This is a genomic window from Heyndrickxia coagulans DSM 1 = ATCC 7050 (assembly GCF_000290615.1).
Lineage (GTDB): Bacteria > Bacillota > Bacilli > Bacillales > Bacillaceae_C > Weizmannia > Weizmannia coagulans.
The window spans coordinates 1-236 of the sequence record NZ_ALAS01000295.1 but is presented as its reverse complement, the minus strand read 5'-3'; the positions used below and the strand labels follow the sequence as shown (position 1 = coordinate 236).

The following is a 236-nucleotide window of genomic DNA, read 5'->3' as shown; positions in this document are numbered from 1 at the left end:
TGAAAAAAAGGGGCATGCATTGGAGTGAACTTGGCGCAGAAGCCATGGTGAAAATCAAACAAGGCATACTCAATGGGACATTGAGAGAAGTCTATCTGAAACACCGTTCAAGAAGCGAGAGAAAGCAACGGAACTTGAAACAATTAATCAGGATGTCTCAACTACTCAAGCAGCCTGTACGCCCGTCAGTGGGCGTAAAGCACGGATCAGTTGCCCTGCATTCAAGCAGTTCATCG

The 236-nt window shown here is 46.6% G+C and carries 1 pseudogene; it reads left to right on the top strand.

Annotated features, from left to right (window positions below):
* A pseudogene (locus tag IC21_RS15435) lies at nucleotides 1-236 on the top strand (ISLre2 family transposase); the annotation flags it as partial.